The organism is Fructobacillus sp. ChS1-6f1-1-27 (assembly GCF_059579415.1).
The window spans coordinates 1-20,255 of sequence record NZ_JCAOER010000006.1; the positions used below are offsets into that span (position 1 = coordinate 1).

Here is a 20,255-nt window from a genome sequence, read left to right on the forward strand (position 1 = left end):
TGACCGTTGGAGGCCATATTTTTTTGCAATAGCACTAATTGAATTTTGATGCGATAAACATTCGTTAATTGCCTGTAGTTTAGTTTCTATCGAAATTTTAGTCATAAAAATACCCCGAAAGTACTTTAACTTTCGGGGTACAGGTCATAATTGTTAGGGCCTTTCATATTGGTTATTTAATTATCCTGGTTTGCCAGCCAGGCGGGTAAAATGATATTATCGACCAGTCGTTCAGGAGTAGGCGTATACTGCGGAGCGAGAAAGGTGTAATAACGGCGAATCATGCCTAATAACATCAAAACTTCATTGGCAGGAACTGACTTAATTTCACCACGTTGGATAGCTCGATTCGCAATGACGTTTCCCAATCGGACAGAACCGCTTTCAGCCATTTCAAACAAGCCAACTCCCAAGTCTTCACCACTCATCATCCCAAACATCGAAAACTTGACCATATATTGGCTGAGTTTGTCATGGAGAGCGGCTACCTTGGTGGCATTTTCAATTAAATCGCTACGCAAACTACCTGTGTCCGGAAATGATTTTTCATCAATATCTTCTGGATAACCAGAATTTTCATGAGCCCAATGGTGAACGGCATCGAGTAGTAGGGCACTAGGAGAATCCCAACGACGATACAAAACACTCCGAGAAGTTTCAGCGTTTTCAGCAATGTTTTTAAAAGTTACTGCTTCGATACCATCTTCGTCGAAGAGTTTTAAGGCCACAGCATATATCGTGTTTTCTAAGTCAGAACCACGTTTTCTTGTTTGAGCTTTTTTGTCCATACCGCTATTTTAACATAATGATTTAAAGAACAAAATGTTTCTTATTGACATTATAAGAAACAAATAGTACTCTATTTGAGGAACAAAAAATAAAGGAAACAGAGATATGAACTTCAAACAAACACGAAATGTAGCTCTAATTTTGGCCTTTGGACTATTAGCGCCAATGTTGGATACAACCATGACCAATATTGCGATTAATGATATTGGCCGTGACCTGAACACCACGCTTTCCAGCGTGCAGTGGATTATTACTGCCTACATTCTAGCAACTAGTATTGCCGTACCATTTTCGGGGTGGCTGTCACAGCATTTTAATGGTAAGTATGTTTTCTTAGTTGCCGAACTACTCTTTGGCTTATCGTCAATTGGCGCAGCTTTAAGTCACGATGTTAATACGCTGATTGTTTATCGGGTAGTGCAGGGGTTTGCTGCTGGGCTAATTACCCCCTTAGTAACAACGTTATTAGTTAGCATTGCGCCTCGTGAATATATTTCACGATTGATGATGGTCGTATTACTACCAATTATGATTGGCCCCATCTTTGGCCCCGTTGTTGGTGCAATTGTAGTCGAGTACGGTAACTGGCAATGGATTTTTTGGATTAATGTTCCAATTATGCTTCTGGCAATTGGTTTAAACCTCTGGAAGGTCCCTAATATTCCAGCATCAAACAAAGAAACTAAGATCGACGCACTGGGAATCGCTTTACTCGGCTTAGGGTCCGCCTCAATTATTTACGGTCTTTCACAAGCAGGTGAAAAGGCAACCTTCAATAATACTGAAACTTTGACCTACGTTAGCCTTGGTTTACTAGCAGTTGCTATTTACCTCATTTGGGGTTGGTATAAGAAGAGCAATGCCGTCTTACCGTTCGCCTTATTCAAATCACCGGTCTATGCCGCTACATCGGTTAATTTGGTATTAGCTGGTATCATTACCAATGGGCCAATGCTTGTTTTGCCATTGTATTTCCAACAAGGGCGTGGTTTTAGCGTCTTAGCAGCAGGATTATGGATGCTGCCACAGGGAATTGGCATGCTGGTCATCCGACCATTTCTGTTAAAATTATTAGACCGAATTGGCGCCCGCTATGTCGTTTGGCTAGCCTTAACCTTGGCCGTCCTAGGGACAATCCCATTTATTTGGATTAACGCTCAAACTAACATCGTCCTAGTCGGATTAGTATTGTTCCTACGTGGATTAGGGATGGGTGGCGTTATTATGCCATTGATGAACACGATTCTTTTAGGGATGGAGAAGGCCTTGATTCCGCACGCCAATGTTGGCGCTCGAATTTTTCAAAATATTGGGGGTGCCTTTGGTTCAGCGTTGATTGCTACCGTTGTTGCAACCTACGTCTCAGCACACCGTGTTTTGGGTGCTAACATCACCGCATACCAACACGCTTTCTGGTGGGCGATTGGCGTTACGGTTGCCATGTTTATTCCCGCAATCTTCCTACCGAAGACAGTCCAAAAATAAGTACAAACAAAAAAGCATTAGCTTGGTTCATTTTAAACTGAGCTAACGCTTTTTATTTTGCTTCTAGAAGGTCATTAAAGGGGATAAAGGGTGCTGGTTTTTCGTCATCAGTTAACCGTTTTTCTAACCAATAGATTGCCAACCACTGGCTACTTTTAAAGCCAACTTGGTTGAATTTGCCAACAGTTTCGTAACCCATTTTATGGTGAAAAGCAAGACTGGCAGCATTATCTTCCGTAACGCATGCAAGAATATTCACAATATTTTGCTTAGTCAGATAACCTTCAAGAGCAGCATATAACTTTTTACCAACTCCCTGACCCTGCGCACTTTTATTAATATAAACACTTACTTCAACAGTCCATTGGAAGGCTTTTCGTTCATTATATTCATGTGCATAGGCATAGCCAACAATCGTTTCATCATCATTAACCATTACCAAATAAGGGTATTGGTCTTTAATCGAATTGATTCGTTCCTGAAATTCTTGAACAGACGGAACGACATACTCAAAACTAGTAGTATTATTTTCGATATATGGACGGTAGATTTCAACTAATTGGTCAGCATCCGCTGCAGTTGCTTGTCGAATGAACATGTATATGGCTCCTAAAACATTTTAAGACTAATTGTACTATGATTTTGTCTAATAAAGCGAATAAACGTCAATTTTATTTACGTATTGAAAGAGTGGTGGCAATTTTTAATTTTAGGGTCATTTCGTATCTTAATACTATTAACTTTCGATAATATATATTATGTAAAGTAGATGACTATAGGCGTTTGTCAAGAGATAAATTAACAAATTATATAATTGTTTGTCTGCCGGCCTTTAGAACCTTTATTTGAACGGTTTTATCTTTTTTTAACCGAATAAAGATTTTGTTTTGGCAAAAGATTATCAATAACTACGGTTAGTATACGGATTATCATTTTTAATTGCAAGCTAAAAAAGCCTATCAAGCCGGTCTAACAAAACACTACAAAAGTAGGTAAAAGTAGTTAAATACCTACTTTTGTAGGTAAAAGTAGTGTTTTAAAACATGAAAGCCTTGATAAACTGCGATTTATACCAATCAACAAAAGTAGGTAAAAGTAGGTAAAAGTAGTGAAAAGTAGGTTTTTACCTACTTTTTTATTACGCAACTTTTTTCAGATTCCGGTACTTTTTATAACGGTCAAAGGCATTTTTTCTGGTCTTAAACCGGTGGGTTCTCATTGGCCGGTCATTAATACTGGCAACTGCTTGATTAATTTCTTCTTGGCTAACTTTGGCAAAGTCTGTTTTTTTAGGAAAGTATTCTCTTAGCAAGCCATTAAAGTTTTCGTTTGTTCCTCGTTCAAAGGGCGAATAAGCATGGGCGTAGTAATAAGTGATCTGATGTTGGGACAACTTCATTCTGGTTCGATAAGAAATAAACTCTGTTCCTCGGTCACATGTGATACTGTCAATCTGTCCTTTATAGCGTTGGCAAAACGTTTCAAGGCCTTGGCTAATCTTATCAGCTTCTTTATTATCAACCTTAATAGCGACTGCATAGCGGCTAAATCGCTCGACAAACGTTAAAATAGTGGCTCTGGATTGGTTGGATTCCACCCCGTCTAATTCCCAGTGGCCAAAACGTTTCCGCTTATTAATAACAGCAGGGCGGTTATCAATCGTTGTTTTTTGAAATAGCCTTTGCTTGTCTTGACGTTTTAAGGCTAACGTCCGTAATTCTTTTTTACTAAGCCCCCTCTTTTTATAGCGTTTGCCTTTCATTCTTAAGTTCATTTTAGTCACTTGGTTCAGCTTATTATGGTTGACCCAGTTATAGATGGTACTAACGCTAACACCCACACGAATCGGACTATAAACAATTTGTTCGGGCGACCATTTTTTATTTAAAATGCAATCCTTAATGATTCTTTCTCTTCTTTTTGTGAGTTTATCTGGCTTAAGTTTTTTATGACGTTGGTTATATTCTGCCAAAGCTTGTGCTTCAATCGCTTTATACATCTTTCTAGTTATTCTAATTGAAACAATACGGCCCATTGTAGCGTGATTGGTGGCCCTTTGAATTTCTTTCGTAATAGCAGCTCGTGAATAGCCCAAACGTTTGGCAATGGTACTTAAATTATAGTCTTCTTTTAGCCACGTTTCGATTTTCACTCGATCCTCAAACAGTAAATGACGTTGACCCATTTTTGTTTCCCTCCGTAATACATGAGCCAATAGTCTACCAAAAAAGTAGGTAAAAAACTACTTTTCACTACTTTTGTAGGTTTTTACCTACTTTTCACTACTTTTACCTACAAAAGTAGGTTTTATAAAATCGACAATAAAAAAAGGCCTTACGGTCAGAAACGCAAGGCCCAATGGAAGTGGCTACGGTATAAAATCCCATTTCCAAAAATCATTGTAACATGGCTAGAACTGATAACCTACCTACTTTTAACTACAAAAGTAGGTATTTCACTACTTTTCACTACTTTTGTAGTGCTTGAAAAACAGGCATAAATAAAAAAACGTGGTATAATAAAGACATAAGAAAAGGAGTTGTAGCTCGAACTACAACTCCCCTAGCAAACCCGTAAAACGGTGGCAGGGATAGTAATATTAAATAACCATCAGCCTGTCAAAGCATGGATGGTTATTTTTTTTGACTTAATTTAATAAGTTCAACAACTAATGTGATTAGACCAAGAACAAACGTTCCAAAGCCAAGCATTAGCTGCAAGGTATCCGTTACCGGCACCAGGCTTCTCCTTTCAAAGGTTTTGCTTTCATAAGCACCACTTTAGTGCTTTTCAATGAAACATAAAGCAATTAAAACACAGAGCATTAATGGAAATCCTCTAGCAATATTGGAACCAATCCGCCAGGAAAAACCTTTCATAATTCCATGTGTAATTTCATTTGCAATACCACCACTAGAATGTGTAGCACCATAATAAATGGCGTGCGTTAATAAATAAGCGTCATTATTGTTGGCGTTTGTCCAGTGCTAAGTTGACGAATCAAAAACATTATGAAGCCTCCTTAATATCAACCATTCATTATTTTTAATTTTTTAGGAATTATCTTCATTATTTCCTACCCTTTTACATATTTATATTATCGTTAAAGTAGGTTTATACTTCTGTTAATTCCACCGCATTACCATGATCTTTAATAATTGTAACCAGATCAGCCGTCTTCAAAAAGACAGTCGCCGTATTATCGTTCGGATGGATACCAATCAACTGCTCACCAGCCATGAATTGTTGGTCTAAGTAGAACTTTACCTGACGATTTTCATCATTTAGCAAGCCAAATGGACTAACAGACCCAGGCTTTACAGCAAACATTTTGGCCAAGTCTTCTTCTGAAGCAAACGATAACGATCGCAGTCCGTGACTATGACGGAAGTCTTTTAAGTTAACACGTTTGTTACCGTTGACTGTTATTAAGTAATAATTACGCTTTTTATCATCTCGGATAAAGAGGTTCTTGGCATCGGCTTCTGGGTGTGGTAGCACCACGTCAGCAGCATCTTCCATGCTAAAGAGTGGCTGATGGTCGACCTTTTCATACCAAATTTGGTGTTCGTCAAGGTATGCGAGAATTTCGTCTTTGTGCATGATAATTGCCTCCTTAATAAGTGCTACAAGCTAAATTTGTTTTTGATTTCAGGCCTAGAAACATACTTTTTTTGCTTGAATTTATGATTTTAATCGCATCGTTATAATCTTCATCGTCTTGCCGGGCTTCTTCGATAAAGTTATTAAGCAATGAACTAACCGTGATGCCTTTGGCCTTAGCAAGATTTTCGAACCAAGTGAGCGTATCTAACGATAATTGAACAGTAATTTCGACCATGGATAAATCTCCCTTACTAAACTTTTACCATAGTTTACCATGTTGCACCTGGAAATGGCATGACGCATATGAAACATTTTCAAATCAAATCCTAATACTATTAAAACCGAACATCTGTTACAATAATAGGTACCGTATTGGAGTTATATCCGGTTTTTAATGCTAACCGAGTCTCTACCGTCCGGCAAAAAGGACGACTATCACCAAGGGTTTAAGCGCACTTGGGAATCTTTGTGCGCTTTTTTAATTGTTTTGATGGGGACTCAGTGGCTTTATTTGCCAGATGTAACGGACTTTCACTGCTGATTTCAAGGAGTTCTCATGGAGACACCAAAACAACCACTACCAAAGATGCAGGCCCTATTACTCGGCCTACAACACGTCTTAGCAATGTATGCTGGATCAATCCTGGTCCCGTTGCTAATCGGAACTGCCCTACATTTTTCATCAACTCAGTTAGCTTACCTAATTTCGGTTGATATTTTCTGTACCGGGTTAGCAACCCTCTTTCAATTAAAGCAAACACCGGTCACTGGAATTGCTTTGCCAGTTGTCTTAGGGTCATCAATCCAAGCCGTTTCACCACTAGTAAACATCGGGTCTAGTCTTGGCTGGGGCGCCATGTATGGGGCAACCATTATTGCCGGTCTATTTGTCGTCTTGATTGCCGGTAGCTTTGCCCGTTTGCGGGCCTTCTTCCCGCCGGTTGTTACCGGATCATTGATTACCATTATTGGTCTCAGTTTGATTCCGATTGCCCTACAAAACTGGGGTGGCGGCACCTTGACTGCACCTAGTTTTGGTTCCTGGCAAAACTTGTTAATTGGCTCTGTTACAGTCGTTATAACGCTTTTGCTAATGAAATTTGCTAAAGGTTTCATCAAGGCAATCGCCGTTTTGCTCGGCATTATCCTTGGGACCATCTTTGCGGCCTTGATGGGCCGGGTTTCATTGCGGCCAGTGGCTGATGCTGCTTGGTTCCACTTGCCCCAACCATTTTTCTTAGGAACACCAACTTTTTCATGGTCAGCCAGCCTAACGATGATCATTATTGTTATGACTGCCATGGTCGAAGCAACCGGTGTTTACTTCGCCTTAGCTGATTTGACTGGCCGGAAGTTAGAACAAAAGGACCTAGCTCGTGGTTACCGAGCAGAAGGTTTAGCCGTAGTCTTATCAGGAATTTTCAACACTTTTCCATATTCGACTTTCTCTCAAAACGTGGCAGTTGTCCGACTTTCAGGAGTTAAAACCAAGCAGCCAATCTATTATGCTGCTTCCCTCCTCTTAATCTTGGGCCTCTTACCTAAGTTTGGTGCACTAGCAACCATTATTCCGAGCGCTGTCCTTGGTGGTGCCATGATGATCATGTTCTCAACCATCGCCATCCAAGGTTTGCAAATTCTTGGCAAAGTTGATTTAAACAAAGAAGGAAACTTGTTAACGGCCGGTCTATCAATTGGTGCTGGCCTGGGTGTCGGTTCTGTACCAACTTTCTTAGGACAATTGCCAGAAGAATTGAAGTTAATTCTGACTAACGGGGTGGTAATGACTACGATTGTTGCCGTCTTGCTGAACCTGCTACTAAATGGCTGGCCTAAGTCCGAAAAGACTAATTAATGGTCCTTATTCTTTGGTATAATACTAAGTGAACTTATATAATTTTCCCATAAATAAAGGAGTCTTCTATGAAAGAATTAGAAAAACGAATCAAAGCCGACGGCCGAGTCCTTGGCGAAGATATTTTAAAAGTTGATTCCTTTTTGAACCATCAAATCGACCCAAAGTTAATGCAAGCAATGGGAAATGAATTTGCCCAACTCTTTTCTAGCCAAAAAATTACCAAAGTTGTTACAGTAGAGGCTTCCGGTATTGCTCCTGCTGTCATGACTGGCCTAGCGCTTGGCGTGCCGGTAGTATTCGCCCGGAAGAGTAAATCTCGCATCTTGTCAGACGATGCCTATACGGCCGACGTCTACTCTTATACGAAGCAAACCAGTAATTCCATTCGAATCGACAAGCGTTTCCTTTCAGCCGATGACCACGTCTTATTAATTGATGATTTTTTGGCAAACGGTCAAGCACTCCTTGGTCTAAAGTCATTAGCTAACCAAGCTGGTTCAACCATTGCCGGTGCTGGAATTGTGATTGAAAAATCATTTCAGCCTGGACGAAAAAAAGCACAAGAAGCCGGCTTAACCAATATTCAGTCATTGGCTAAAATTGCCGCCTTTGAAAACGGTCAAGTTGTCTTTGCAAGTGAAGATTAATAATCGACTCACCAGCCACCTAGGCTAACTAGGTGGCTTTTTTGGTTCAAAATTTGCAATTTCTAACAAAAGCGAACAATCACAATGAAACGTACAAATAATTCGTTCTTTTCATAAACAAAAAGCTGATTATTAGAAGAAAATGCCTTGATTTCCCTAATTAAAACCCGTATGATTATTATTTGGGTTGGCAGATATTGACGAAAAAGGGAACGATTTAGTTTAACCCCCTCCCCTTATACCGTTAACATCAGCAACCAAAACTTCCAAACTAAACTTTGGAATTTGAACGGAGAGAACAACTTATGAAAACATTTGATTATGATGCAATCCGCCTTTTACCTAAAAAGAGCATTTTAAAAAGCCGGCGTGAAGCTGATACGACCGTCACTCTTGGTCAACATACTTTTAAAATCCCTGTGATGCCAGCAAATATGGCAACTGTCATTGACGAGGGCTTAGCCGAATGGTTAGCTTCCCGTGATTACTTTTACGTGATGCACCGCTTTCAACCTGAAACTCGCTTTAACTTTGTTAAAAATATCCAAGAAAAAGGTCTAATTGCGTCAATTAGCCTCGGAATTACAGACAATGAGTACCAGCTAATTGATCGCTTTGCTCAAGAAAACATTACACCAGAATACATTACAATTGATGTCGCCCATGGCCATTCAGACTATGTCATTAAAATGGTCCGTTACATCAAGGAAAACCTACCTGGTAGCTTCTTAATTGTCGGCAACCTAGGTACCCCAGAAGCAATTGTTGAAATTGAGGCTGCTGGAGCCGATGCTACTAAGGTTGGTATTGGCCCTGGAAAAGCTTGCATTACCAAAGACAAAACTGGTTTTGGAACCAATGGTTGGCAGTTAGCTGCGATTGCCCAATGTGCTCAGGTAGCAACCAAGCCAATTATCGCCGATGGTGGTATCCGTCACAACGGCGACATCGCCAAGTCAATCCGCTTTGGTGCCACAATGGTCATGATCGGGTCAATGTTTGCCGGCCACGACGAGACGCCAGGTGAAATCATTGAAGAGAATGGCCAAACATACAAGGCCTATTATGGTTCAGCCTCTGCCGCTCAAAAAGGTCACCAACATAATGTTGAAGGTCGAAGCCTAATGGTTGAATACAAAGGTAGCATTCAAGGTACCCTCACTGCTATGCAAGAAGACCTGCAGTCAGCGATTTCTTATGCTGGTGGCCGTGACCTGAGCTCTTTAAAGACTGTTGATTACGTTGTTTTGACTGATTATTAAGAAATCATATAAATAAAAAACCAAAAGTACGTCATGTTAAAATGCCCTGTCCCCTAAAAGTTTATACGACTTTCAGGGGACAGGGCATTTCTGTTTTTTCTATATCAATATAATTTAATAAAAGCTCGGCTTATCCAGCCCCTCACTACCCGGTTCGTAAAGGCCCACACTAGCTTTAACATCGCGGTCAGGATTATTCAGCAAATCGATTACATACTGAACAATGGCCTGGCGAGTGATTTGGGCGCCAACAAACGGTTCGCCTTTTTGTGTCGTGGCATAAGCAACATTGCCATCCTGATTGTACAACCAGGTCATGCGCATGTAGGTGTAGTCCAGGCCAGAATTTTCAAGGTCTACCACGTTTTGCTTCAGCGTGGCTGAAACGTCACCAATCATCGACCGGTTCCATTCACCAAACTTACCACCAACTTCACCATACACACCCAGCACACCGGCGATAATAATCCGCTTAAGACCGGTGGCTTTCATCGCCATAATGATTGAATCCAGATTGTGATCAGAACCCGAAAAAACCACATCCTGCCCAACCATTACTTGTTCCAGCAAAGTCTCGTCAGTAAAGTCGCCATCAATGATTTTCACCCGGTCATTATCGGCATACCGGCTTAAGCGTGCACTGGCATTACGTGCGTATAACGTTAATTGGTCATCGCTATCTTCCAACAAACGCTTAGTTAGCCGGCGGGCAATCTGTCCGGCTGCCCCTAAAATTAAAATATTCATGGAGTATCACCTTTCCTTTATTTCACTACCTATATTGAACACCTTAAAGTGAACTCTAAGTCAAGAAATAATTTGAACTCAAACTAAGCTGTGTTTAACCAGAAGACCGTTATTGGTCTCACTCCCGGGCTTGTCCTTGACCATCTTTTAATGATTGCCATGACTTTTTGATAAAGTCAACGTTTGCCTGGGTACTGCGAACATAAGCGTTCTCAATTGCATTATTGCTTGGCAACGTTTTTTGTCAACTAATGACAACCTCCTCACTTAGGACTATAATAATCACAACTTCCAATATGAAAATTAAAGGAAAGAGAGCAGTCCAATGACGCGGATTAATGATGAACTTTGGTGTGTAGTTGACCAGCAAAAATATAACATGGTGGAAGGCAACTTCCTCCATGAACTTGACCCATACATACAGAAACTAATTAAAAGCGACTATCCAAAGGCCGCCGACAATAGTTTCATTTGCAGTGAGCACTTAGTCCAATATCGTTTGAAAAAGATGGACAAGATGATTGTCGATGACGCCCGTAAGAACAGGCAGATTAGTCAACGGATGACTAAGGCCATGTCAAAAGACACTTATGACATCATTGATGTTGAAACTGAGTTGGAGCATACCATGACCTTCGGTCAACGGGTAGCCGATGCGATTGCTCGTTTTGGTGGTAGCTGGACCTTCTTGATTTCATTCATTGTTATCATGGTTGCTTGGATCATTATCAATGTCACCCACCTCTTTGGTGCCAACTTTGACCCCTTCCCCTTCATTTTGTTAAACCTGTTCTTGAGTATGGTTGCCGCTATCCAGGCACCATTAATCATGATGAGCCAGAACCGGTCAAGTGACTATGATCGAATGAATTCAAAAAATGATTACCATGTGAATTTGAAATCAGAAGAAGAAATTCGAATCCTCCATTCCAAAATCGACCACATGATTCAACAAGACCAACCAAATAATATGGACATTCAAAAGATGCAAGTTGAAATGCTAGCCTCCATCAATGAACAATTAGCCAGTTTAAAAAGAAACCAAGACAAATAAAAAAGGATTAGGACTGTTTAAAAGCAGTCTTAATCCTTTTTTATTGCACTTCTTGGTGAATTTTTTTATGCCAAACACAGACAACATGGATAACTCCGGCCAAAGTAATCAAGGCCAAGACGGCCTCACTACAGTAGGCAAACCAAGTTACTGGCATCGTTACTGAAACACCGTTATTATTGTAGACCACCATTTGATCATTTTCGTGCATCGTGAACAAAGTTAAAAGTTGATAATCAAAGGCAATCGCACAGCCGACCAAGAATAATAAGGCGACTAGCAAATTTTCCTTATAAAAATAGCCAAAGCCACCAATCGGTAGCATTAACACACCAATGATAATCCAGTCCAAACCACCGGGAATACTTTCGGGGTAAATCGCATAGTAAACAATGACCATCGACCACATAAAGGCGGCATTATTTAGTGCTGCTTCCATCCATGACTTAGCTTTGGAACAAATGACTAAGGCAATCACCGCCCAGACCCCCATGTCACTTGCCATAAAGGTAAAAATATTTTGGCCCCATTGATACCGTAAGTGTGGGGCAACCTGCATTAGCCAGCCAATCAAGCCACCGAGTAACGCTAAAATGACCAATGTTGTCACTTCTCTATGTGCTTTTATGTACTGTTTCATAACATTTCTCTCATAGTAAACAATAGTAAAATTTTAGCATAAATAAGCCATAGCCGTCTAAGAATTATTCTGATTAAGACCCAGTTTTTCTTAATTAGGCCTTCTCTGTCAAAAGCGAGAACATTTTTTACAACAAAATGTCAGCTAACCTACCCAAAATAAATTGGTATAGCTAGTTAGTGCTATCATAATCAGTATTAAGAAAGGTATGAAAGAAAAAGGAGTAATACTATGGATAGTGGTAGTATCGCGTTCGTCTTAGTTTCAGCAGCTTTAGTTTGGATAATGACACCAAGTCTTGGTTTGTTTTACGCCGGTTTGGGTAATCGCAGAAACTGGTTGCACACCGTCAGCCTATCAGTTATTATGATTGGTCTAGTCTCATTGCTCTGGGCCCTCTTTGGTTACAGCTTAGCCTTTAGTGGCACTGGTAATTGGATTGGTAACCTCCACTTCCTAGGCCTTAACCACCTCGACCTAACCGGTTCAACCCGGGGCTTAACCATTCCTGATTCAGCTTTTGCTCTCTTCCAGGGAATGTTCCCAATTATCACGATGACTATCATTACTGGTTCGGTGGTTGGTCGGATTCGCATTAAGCCAATGTTAGTTTTTATGACATTGTGGCTGCTCTTGATTTACTCTCCCCTCGCCCACATGGTTTGGGACAATGGTTTTCTAGCAAAGCTTGGGGCCATTGACTTTGCCGGAGGAACCGTCGTTCATATTTCTTCTGGTGTAACTGGCCTAGTCCTCGCCCTCTTACTTGGTTCTCGTAAAGACCAATCAACTGCCGAGCCCAACCCCTTAGCTGTAATCATTGGTGGCGTTTTGCTCTGGCTCGGCTGGTTTGGCTTCAACGCTGGTTCAGCTTTAGCTGCTAACAGCCAAGCAATTGTTGCTTTCATCAACTCTTGGTTAGCATCCGGAGTCGCTGTCTTAGCTTGGGCGGCGATTGCCTATAAGATGCAGTCTTGCATTAAGGTTGACGGTTTAGTGACTGGTGGCCTTTCTGGCCTAGTTGCCATCACCCCCGCTGCCGGCTATGTCCAACCTTGGGCAGCACTAATTATTGGTGCGATTGCTGGAGTTGTTGGTTTCTTAAGCATTACAACTATCAAGGCTTACTTTGGTTACGACGACACGCTGGACGCCTTTGGTATCCACGGTATCGGCGGAACTGTCGGTGCTATTTTGACCGGGGTCTTTGCTGACAAAGGCTTAACCAACGGTCCTGCTGGACTTATCCAGGGTAACTGGTCTTTGTTAGGTCACCAACTGATTGCAATCATTCTAACCATTGCCATTGCGGTTGCAGGAACGATTATCCTTGCAAAAGTTGCTGAACTTGTTGCTGGTCCTCTTCGAATGACGGAAAAAGAAGAAGCCACCGGCTATGACCAATTAATGCACACCTTAGCTATCAAAAATTGAATTTAATCCATACAAAAAGCGAGCTAACATCAAGGTGATGTTAGCTCGCTTATTTATTTGTCATTATGACAATCACTTATCCAAGTAGTTTTTCTTGGTTAACCAAGTCCTGGTTCAAGAACCAATAATTGCTCGGTTGGCCGGTTAAGGCAGTAAATGGCACTGGATTCTTACCCGCTTTAATCAATTGCTTTTTCAAAAAAGCTTTCAAAATCCAAGGTTCTTCAATGGCTTTAACTTTCAATTCCAAAACATCTTGTAAGTGACCGACCGTTGTATTTAAGACAACAGCCACCTCTTCTTCTGACCAACCAAGTAAGTCAAAGTTAGTCCGTAACTCCTGCTTAGTTGCGATTTGCTGTGCTGCAGTTAAAGACATTTTAATCTTCCTGCTGAGTTTTTTGCAACAAGACAAAGGCGAGAATCGCTGCAACAGCAACAATTGCTGCTGAAGTCAATGCCAGAGTCTTCATTCCGTTATAGAAAGCGTGCGCAACAACTCCTTGCAAATCACTGGCAAACGGCAAACGACCAATTGAAGCGCTATAAGCAATCCCATGGCCAGCAAATGGACCGGCATTGATCAGAGCGTGCTTGATTGGCGTTGCAATGGCAGAAACGTTCATTACAGCTGCCAAGCCCGGCACTTGGAAAGTAAAGTGGTGGTTTAAGTAATGGTCATACTGGTTGGTTTGAACCAAACCAAGGATCACCACACCAAATGAAATTCCCAGTTGGCGGAAGACATTAATCAAACCTGACGTCATTCCAATCTCTTCTTGGGCGGCCCCCTGCAATCCTGCAGTATTCAATAATGGGTTAACCAATCCATTTGAAATTCCAAGCAAAATCAATGGCAAAATCAAATCGTTGTAAGACAACTTGGTCGTCATGGCATTAGCGAAAACGATAAATGCAATTGAGGCCAACAATAAGGCCCCTGAAATCATCCGTCGAGCGGTAAACTTCCGACCCAAGTAACCAGTCACTGGTCCTAAAATTAATGACCAAACCGTCAAAGGGATTTGGCGCAGACCAGTTTCAAAGGCTGAGTAGCCCATAAAGTTCTGCATCAAAGATGTCAAAAAGATGTTGTTAGCATAAATGGCAGACCCTAAGGCAAAGGCCACCACAACCGCTCCAACAAAGTTACGGTTCTTAAAAAGTTTCAAGTTCATCATTGGCTTTTCAAGCTTGAGCTCAGTCAAGATAAAGATTGCCAAGAAAATGACAGCGATGATTAACCAGGTCATAATCTTGTCATTTGTCCAAGCCAAGTGAGGGTTATCCTCCTTTTGGATCAGACCATAAACGGCTGAAAAAATGGCAATGGCTGAGAAAAGCATTCCCAAGAAATCGATTTTTTGACCTTCACCATAGCTTGGCGTCTCCTTGACAGTAAACCAAACCAAAAGGGCACCAACAATTCCCACTGGAACATTTACATAAAAAATTGATGACCAGCTAAAGCTTTCAACTAGAGCGCCACCGACTAATGGACCGGCAACTGTTGAAACACCCATAACAGACCCTAAAATTCCAAGAGCGGTCCCCCGGGCTGGCCCAGAAAAGTTTGAAGCAACTAAGGCCATCGACAAGGTCATCATACCAGCCCCACCGATTGCTTGAACTGCTCGACCAATATCTAAGACCAGCAATGAAGGCGCAGCCCCGTTGACTGCTGAAGCAATCACGAAGATTGCCATGCTAAGCAAAAAGACCTTTTTCCGGCCGTACATGTCACCTAGCTTTGAAACTGCCAAAATAACTACGGCATATGAAATTGTATAGGCACTTACAACCCATTGGACGTTACTAAAGGTCGTATTAAAGCTCTTAACCATTGTTGGTAGCGCAACGTTAACGATGTTAACATCTAGCAATCCCATAAAGACTCCTAGTGACAAGGCAAAAAGCGCCCACCACTTGGTTGAAGACTTTTCTGTATTCTTATCCATATTATTCATCCTTCCCTATTTCAGCCAAACGACGGTCAACCCAAGCAATTTTGTTTTGAGCAATGTCTTTTTTCAAATCCAAAACATAGTCACCCCACTGGTAGAACTCAGCTGAATCAGCAAACATCTCACTTTTTTCTTGGTAGTGCTTTGACAAAAAGTCATAAGCCACCAAGTCGTCTTCGGCTACCTTCCGGTAATCACGTAAGATTTTTTTCTTTTCACCATCATCAACAAATGAAAATGACCGGAACTTGAAGAAAAAGTTGTTGTCACAATTGCCATCCGGAGTCACTGGCTCTTTAATCAATTCCACCAACCGGTCACGACCGGCATCGGTAATTGAAAAAATCTTGGCGTTTCGACCTTCACCAGCCTTACTGATAATTGCGCCTGATTTTTCCAGTCGACTCAAAACCGGGTACATCACCCCGTTTGAAATCTTGCGCCGCGGACTCATCGCCGAGCCCAAGACCTGGGCCAGCTTATAGCCAGACATGTCTCGGGTGCTAAGCATTGATAAAATTAGCAAGTCGTACATCGGTTGCTCCTTTCCTACCAGTCTGATTGACCTGTCACAATGACGTGTCGTTTCGACTTATCAACATAGAACAATATACACCCCAAAATTAATTTGTCAAACAAATCAGGCGACATTGTCGTTTATTTTTTTTAGCGATACCTTTATTTCTATGAATAGATAACCGAGAAAGGAACAAATTAAAAAAGCCCCTAAGGGCTTTTTTCTAAATTAATTTTTAAAACGTTCTTCCGTCTTTTTCATATGCTCGTCATAATGTTCAAGCTTATAAATCAAGTGGTCAATCGCATACTGAGTATCTGCCTGACGCTGCTGCATGGCAGCTAGCTGGTCACGCAGAATTTGCTTCTGCTTCTCAGTATTGTCGTTAGCATCATCAATCAACGTCACGTACTGTTTCAAGGCCTTAACTGACATCCCAGCCTTGCGCATATTTTTAGCAAAGGTCAGACGACGGATTACCTTATCGTCAATCTCGCGGTTACCAATGTCATCCCGTGAGATTGCAGGGATTAGCCCCTCTTTTTCATAGTAACGGATTGTAGCCGTTGGCACCCCAGTCTGTTCGCTTGCTTCTTTGACGTTCATTTTATTCATCTATTTTTTAATCGTTCGATGCGCCATCCATTGAATAATTTCAGGGTCTTGGTGGGAAAAGAATTGACTCTCGCCCAAATCCAACCCCGCAATGGCCTTCATCTCATCATCTGTCAACTTAAAGTCTAACAGATTTAAGTTTTCAACCATCCGATCTGGCTTAACTGACTTAGCCAGTGGGACGATGCCACGTTGCACCAACCAGGCCAAGACGACCTGCGCCACTGACTTATGGTGCTTTTGACCAATTTCGGCCAAGGCCTCATTGGAAAACAAGTTATTCCGGCCCTCCGCGAACGGCGCCCAGGCTTCAACCGTCACCCCGTAATCTTGTAAGTACTTAACCGCTTCAATATTTTGCTGGAAGGGGTTCACTTCGATTTGGTTCACATCGGGTTTAACCCCAGAAAATTCGGCCAAGTTCGTTACCAAGTCAATTGAGAAGTTCGATACCCCAATTGCCCGTACCAAGCCAGCTTCCTTAGCTTCTGCCATTGCCCGCCAGGCACCAAAGATATCATTATAGGGATGGTGGATTAAAAACAAGTCGAGGTAGTCTAATCGTAGCCGGTCCAATGAATTCTGGATAGCCTGTTTCGCCCCCTCGTAGCTAGCGTCTTCCACCCAGAGCTTGGAAGTCACAAAGATTTCTTCTCGGGGAACATCAATCTCTTGCAAGGCCGCCCCAACTGACCGCTCATTACCATAACTAGTGGCAGTATCAATGTGGCGGTAGCCGGCATTGATGGCATCAATGACCGCTTGTTTGGCATCATCACCATCTTCAACCTGATAAACACCAAAACCAAGCTTTGGCATCAAAACATTCTGGCTAATTTCAACTGTATTTGTCATCTTAATTTTTCTTCTTTTCATTTTTAGGTAATAAGAGTAATGCAATCATCAAGGCTAGTACTAAACTTGTCGCCGAAGTAATCGTTGCCAGATGGTAACTAGCCACACTCGAATGAGCCTGACTGCCTAAGACAACCATCACTGACAGGCCCAGTGACCCACCAATTTGGTGGACGGTATTCACCACTCCAGAAGCGGCCCCGTTTTGACTGCCCTTAGTACCGGCAATTCCGGCACTGGTCATCGGACTAAAGGCTAAGCCTTGTCCTAGGCCAAGAACCATCATTGGTAAACCGATTCCAAGCCAGTAACCTACCGGCGCCGAAAAGAACGTTAACCAAACAAAGCCAATGGCAGTGATAGCAATTCCAGCCAAGAGCACCGTCGTATTGCCAAATTTCTTCACCAGTTTTGTCACCTGCAGGGCCACCACAAAGTTCACGATTGATAATGGGAAAAAACCAAAGGCCACTAAAACAGGCGTCCAATGCCAGACTGCTTGGAGCATCTGCGGCGTTAAGAACCAAAAGCCCATCATCCCGGCCATATATAAGAAGCGAATCAAATAGCCTGCTGACCGTTCTTTATTGGTGAAAAGAGACAACGGCACTAGTGGGTTCTTAGCTTTACTCTCAACTACGATAAAGGCGGCAAGCAACAGGATGGCCAAGCCGATAAACACCGCCGGTTGTTTAGCCCCATTAATGGCATAGACCAACAAGAACATGCTCAATGCGGATAATAAGCTGCCCAGGATATCCAACTGCTTTTTCGACCCATTGTCACGGTCAGACAAATTGTCGCCAGGAACGGCATACAAACCAAGGATTAACACTAGCGTTGCTAAGGGTACATTCATCAAAAAGCCAACCCGCCAGGATAAGAAAGTCGCAAAGACGCCGCCAATTAAGAGTCCCATCGCAGAACCGATTCCGGCAACAGACCCGTAACCAGAAACCGCTGCCGTCCTTTCATCACCGTAAAAGGCGTCCATTAAAACGGCCAGAGTCGTCGGTGCTAAGATAGCTGCACCAATCCCTTGGAAGGCCCTAGATGCTAGAATCATTGTCCCACTGGTACTAAGGCCGACTAATAGTGATCCCAGTCCAAACAGGGTAATCGCCGACAAGAAGGTTTTCTTCCGACCGTACAGGTCCCCTAACCGACCACCTAAGAGCAATAAGCTTCCATAGACAACCGCATAGGCCGTTTGCACCCAGGCTAAGGTCGTCGCTGACAAATGCAGGTCAGTCGCCAATTTAGCAGTTCCAGTAAAAACAATCGAGTTATCTAATATCGTAATAAAGTAGCTAACTAAGATTAGCGTTAGCAAAACTTTCTTTTGTGTTGTTTTAAACATCTGTTCCTCTCTAAAAGCTTTTTTCTTCAACAGTTCGTTCAGTCTACACCTTAAAGTTAACTTTAAGGCAAGCCTCTTGAGCAAATAAAAAAAGAAGCTCAATCTCTTATCAGATTAAGCTTCATAAAACCTTTATCGATTTAATTTGAAAAAGATTACCCTAATTGGTCGTAGATTTCATCTGAAACTGGTTCCAACCATTCGGGTGTTCCAGCCGTCAAGGCAATGTGCTCAAACCAAGAATCGGCCTTAGCACCATGCCAGTGCTTCACATCGGCCTTGGTAACAACAACATCCCCAGCCTTTAGTGCTTGAGCCTTCTTTCCTTCTTCTTGGTACCAACCTTCACCAGCAGTGACCAATAGGATTTGGTAACCGTTGCGGTGAATGTGCCAGTTATTCCGAGCACCAGGCTTGAAATCAACGGTACCAACATTAAAGGCTTGGTCTGGGCTTTCAGTCAAAGCATTCAAAAAAGTGTCGCCAACGAAAAACTGACTATAGGGGTTTGGCTGACCTTTACCAAAAACACCACCATTTGCTAACTCTTCAAACTTTGCCATGCTTAGGCCTCCTTGTAAATTTCTTTTGCGATGTTAAAGGCTGACCAAGCCTTTGGCCAACCAACATAAAAGGATAAATGAGTAATCAAGGCAGCTGCCTCATCCTTGGTTAGACCGTTTTCCTTAGCCTTAGCCAAATGAAACTTCAATTGCTCAAAGGCCCCCATCGAGATCAAAGCCGTCACCGTTGCAAAACTACGGTCACGAGCTGATAATTCATCCTCTTTTGACCAAACCTGGCCGAATAAAACGTCGTCATTTAGTTCGGCAAACTGGGGCGCAAAGTCGCCGAGTTGGTCATGTCCTGCTGTTACTGTCTTTGCCATCTGCATTCCTCCTTAATAACTTTGCTTCAACATTACTATATTCCTTCGAGTCCACTCTAAGTCAAACAAAAGTGGTATAATTTTTGGCATGGATGAAAAAGAACCCCAATTTAAAATCAAGACTGTCGCGGAAAAGACTGGTCTGACCGAGCACACCCTTCGCTACTATGAAAAAGAGGAGTTGCTAACACCGGCCCGAACTAATGGTAATATCCGCCTCTACAGCCAAGAAGACGTCAATTGGCTCTTGTTTATTGAGCATATGCGCAATACCGGTATGTCAATCAAGGACTTAAAGTCCTATGTTTCAATGCGCCGGTTTGGCCAAGACCATGAGGCCGAATTACTGGAAATTTTAATGCGCCACCGTGAAAACGTCCAAGAAAAACTCCAACATTACCAGGAAAATCTGGAGCTCTTGAACCGGAAGATTGATATGTACACTGGCACCCTAAAAGAAACCGATAAGTCGATGTACGAGTACTTTAAGGATTGGAACGGGCAAGACTGCTAACCACCTTTTCTCATCAAAT

23 protein-coding genes are annotated in these 20,255 nt (G+C 42.1%); 7 read left to right on the plus strand and 16 right to left on the minus strand.

Going from position 1 to position 20,255, the window contains the following annotated elements; genetic code table 11:
- Nucleotides 1-176: 176 nt before the first annotated feature.
- Complete coding sequence (locus AC5162_RS04095) at nt 177-788, minus strand: TetR/AcrR family transcriptional regulator (RefSeq protein WP_496533982.1); 612 nt, start codon at nt 786-788, stop codon at nt 177-179.
- Between the two features lie 106 nt (nt 789-894).
- Between AC5162_RS04095 and AC5162_RS04100 the strand changes: the two genes are divergently transcribed.
- Entirely contained in the window at nt 895-2,274 is a 1,380-nt protein-coding gene (locus AC5162_RS04100) for an MDR family MFS transporter (protein ID WP_496533983.1), read from the plus strand.
- Between the two features lie 52 nt (nt 2,275-2,326).
- Here the strand turns inward: AC5162_RS04100 and AC5162_RS04105 are convergent, their stop codons facing one another.
- The 5 genes from AC5162_RS04105 to AC5162_RS04125 all read right to left on the minus strand — a co-directional run bounded on the left by AC5162_RS04105 (nt 2,327) and on the right by AC5162_RS04125 (nt 6,115).
- Nucleotides 2,327-2,872 (minus strand): GNAT family N-acetyltransferase, encoded by a 546-nt coding sequence (locus AC5162_RS04105; protein WP_496533984.1) that lies wholly within the window; start codon nt 2,870-2,872, stop codon nt 2,327-2,329.
- A 540-nt stretch (nt 2,873-3,412) separates the two neighbouring features.
- Nucleotides 3,413-4,459: an IS30 family transposase gene (locus AC5162_RS04110; RefSeq protein ID WP_496533985.1), complete on the minus strand. Its 1,047-nt coding sequence runs from the start codon at nt 4,457-4,459 to the stop codon at nt 3,413-3,415.
- 448 nt (nt 4,460-4,907) lie between these two features.
- Complete coding sequence (locus AC5162_RS04115) at nt 4,908-5,012, minus strand: putative holin-like toxin (protein ID WP_496533986.1); 105 nt, start codon at nt 5,010-5,012, stop codon at nt 4,908-4,910.
- Nucleotides 5,013-5,388: 376 nt separating this feature from the next.
- Nucleotides 5,389-5,877 (minus strand): prolyl-tRNA synthetase associated domain-containing protein, encoded by a 489-nt coding sequence (locus tag AC5162_RS04120; protein WP_496533987.1) that lies wholly within the window; start codon nt 5,875-5,877, stop codon nt 5,389-5,391.
- A 13-nt stretch (nt 5,878-5,890) separates the two neighbouring features.
- A complete protein-coding gene (locus AC5162_RS04125; RefSeq protein ID WP_496533988.1) occupies nt 5,891-6,115 on the minus strand; it encodes a DUF6290 family protein in 225 nt (74 codons plus the stop codon).
- Nucleotides 6,116-6,436: 321 nt separating this feature from the next.
- Here AC5162_RS04125 and AC5162_RS04130 point away from each other — a divergent pair, with 321 nt between their 5' ends.
- From AC5162_RS04130 to AC5162_RS04140, 3 genes are all read left to right on the plus strand, one after another.
- Nucleotides 6,437-7,735, plus strand: coding sequence for a nucleobase:cation symporter-2 family protein (locus AC5162_RS04130; RefSeq protein WP_496533989.1), 1,299 nt, complete (start codon nt 6,437-6,439; stop codon nt 7,733-7,735).
- 68 nt (nt 7,736-7,803) lie between these two features.
- Nucleotides 7,804-8,385, plus strand: coding sequence for a xanthine phosphoribosyltransferase (locus AC5162_RS04135; protein ID WP_496533990.1), 582 nt, complete (start codon nt 7,804-7,806; stop codon nt 8,383-8,385).
- 305 nt (nt 8,386-8,690) lie between these two features.
- Nucleotides 8,691-9,647, plus strand: coding sequence for a GMP reductase (locus tag AC5162_RS04140; protein WP_496533991.1), 957 nt, complete (start codon nt 8,691-8,693; stop codon nt 9,645-9,647).
- A gap of 114 nt (nt 9,648-9,761) precedes the next feature.
- Here AC5162_RS04140 and AC5162_RS04145 read toward each other — a convergent pair whose 3' ends face one another.
- Entirely contained in the window at nt 9,762-10,394 is a 633-nt protein-coding gene (locus AC5162_RS04145; RefSeq protein ID WP_496533992.1) for an NAD(P)H-binding protein, read from the minus strand.
- A 325-nt stretch (nt 10,395-10,719) separates the two neighbouring features.
- Between AC5162_RS04145 and AC5162_RS04150 the strand changes: the two genes are divergently transcribed.
- Complete coding sequence (locus AC5162_RS04150; RefSeq protein ID WP_496533993.1) at nt 10,720-11,448, plus strand: DUF1003 domain-containing protein; 729 nt, start codon at nt 10,720-10,722, stop codon at nt 11,446-11,448.
- Between the two features lie 40 nt (nt 11,449-11,488).
- Here the strand turns inward: AC5162_RS04150 and AC5162_RS04155 are convergent, their stop codons facing one another.
- Nucleotides 11,489-12,088: a hypothetical protein gene (locus AC5162_RS04155; protein ID WP_496533994.1), complete on the minus strand. Its 600-nt coding sequence runs from the start codon at nt 12,086-12,088 to the stop codon at nt 11,489-11,491.
- A gap of 231 nt (nt 12,089-12,319) precedes the next feature.
- Between AC5162_RS04155 and AC5162_RS04160 the strand changes: the two genes are divergently transcribed.
- Nucleotides 12,320-13,522 (plus strand): ammonium transporter, encoded by a 1,203-nt coding sequence (locus AC5162_RS04160; RefSeq protein ID WP_496533995.1) that lies wholly within the window; start codon nt 12,320-12,322, stop codon nt 13,520-13,522.
- A gap of 76 nt (nt 13,523-13,598) precedes the next feature.
- On the opposite strand, the gene AC5162_RS04165 is transcribed toward AC5162_RS04160, so the two are convergent.
- The 8 genes from AC5162_RS04165 to AC5162_RS04200 all read right to left on the minus strand — a co-directional run bounded on the left by AC5162_RS04165 (nt 13,599) and on the right by AC5162_RS04200 (nt 19,722).
- Complete coding sequence (locus tag AC5162_RS04165) at nt 13,599-13,901, minus strand: DUF2316 family protein (RefSeq protein ID WP_496533996.1); 303 nt, start codon at nt 13,899-13,901, stop codon at nt 13,599-13,601.
- Between the two features lies 1 nt (nt 13,902).
- The gene (locus tag AC5162_RS04170; protein ID WP_496533997.1) at nt 13,903-15,489 is read right to left on the minus strand and encodes a DHA2 family efflux MFS transporter permease subunit; all 1,587 of its coding nucleotides are present in this window, start codon (nt 15,487-15,489) and stop codon (nt 13,903-13,905) included.
- Nucleotides 15,482-16,021: a PadR family transcriptional regulator gene (locus AC5162_RS04175; protein WP_496533998.1), complete on the minus strand. Its 540-nt coding sequence runs from the start codon at nt 16,019-16,021 to the stop codon at nt 15,482-15,484. The genes AC5162_RS04170 and AC5162_RS04175 overlap by 8 nt, the downstream gene beginning before the upstream one ends.
- A 210-nt stretch (nt 16,022-16,231) precedes the next feature.
- Nucleotides 16,232-16,609, minus strand: a complete 378-nt coding sequence (locus tag AC5162_RS04180; protein WP_496533999.1) for a MerR family transcriptional regulator — start codon at nt 16,607-16,609, stop codon at nt 16,232-16,234.
- Between the two features lie 9 nt (nt 16,610-16,618).
- Nucleotides 16,619-17,473, minus strand: coding sequence for an aldo/keto reductase (locus tag AC5162_RS04185; RefSeq protein ID WP_496534000.1), 855 nt, complete (start codon nt 17,471-17,473; stop codon nt 16,619-16,621).
- Between the two features lies 1 nt (nt 17,474).
- Nucleotides 17,475-18,833 carry an MFS transporter gene (locus AC5162_RS04190; RefSeq protein WP_496534001.1) on the minus strand — a complete coding sequence of 453 codons (1,359 nt, stop codon included), beginning with the start codon at nt 18,831-18,833 and terminating at the stop codon, nt 17,475-17,477.
- 155 nt (nt 18,834-18,988) lie between these two features.
- Nucleotides 18,989-19,396: a cupin domain-containing protein gene (locus AC5162_RS04195; RefSeq protein WP_496534002.1), complete on the minus strand. Its 408-nt coding sequence runs from the start codon at nt 19,394-19,396 to the stop codon at nt 18,989-18,991.
- 2 nt (nt 19,397-19,398) lie between these two features.
- Nucleotides 19,399-19,722 (minus strand): carboxymuconolactone decarboxylase family protein, encoded by a 324-nt coding sequence (locus AC5162_RS04200; RefSeq protein ID WP_496534003.1) that lies wholly within the window; start codon nt 19,720-19,722, stop codon nt 19,399-19,401.
- An 88-nt stretch (nt 19,723-19,810) separates the two neighbouring features.
- Here AC5162_RS04200 and AC5162_RS04205 point away from each other — a divergent pair, with 88 nt between their 5' ends.
- The gene (locus AC5162_RS04205; RefSeq protein ID WP_496534004.1) at nt 19,811-20,236 is read left to right on the plus strand and encodes a MerR family transcriptional regulator; all 426 of its coding nucleotides are present in this window, start codon (nt 19,811-19,813) and stop codon (nt 20,234-20,236) included.
- Nucleotides 20,237-20,255: the final 19 nt, after the last annotated feature.